Below are 229 nucleotides of genomic sequence, written 5' to 3'. Positions count from 1 at the left end.
TGGCCCGCGGCGAAGCCGCACCGGGGCAGGGCATCCCCACCGAGGGCTTCAGCATCCGCTGGAGCGGACAGCTGCTGCCGCCCGTATCAGGGCGCGACCGCATCGAGGCCGCCGCCGACGACGGCTACCGGCTGTACGTGGACGGCAAGCGCGTCCTGGACCATGGGACCAGCAGCGACCGCCTGCCGGGCGATGGCGTGGACCTGGACCGGGAGGCCGGGCGCGCGTA

At 74.7% G+C, this 229-nt stretch carries 1 protein-coding gene; it reads left to right on the top strand.

The window, feature by feature from the left end:
* Positions 1-229, top strand: a 229-nt coding sequence (locus ACQG3P_RS25510) for a PA14 domain-containing protein (RefSeq protein WP_426806599.1), incomplete at both ends; no start/stop codon positions are given.

Origin of the sequence: Stenotrophomonas sp. SrG (assembly GCF_050031795.1) — a bacterium.
In the GTDB taxonomy this organism is placed as follows: domain Bacteria; phylum Pseudomonadota; class Gammaproteobacteria; order Xanthomonadales; family Xanthomonadaceae; genus Stenotrophomonas; species Stenotrophomonas rhizophila_A.
This window is presented reverse-complemented; position numbering and strand designations above follow the sequence as displayed.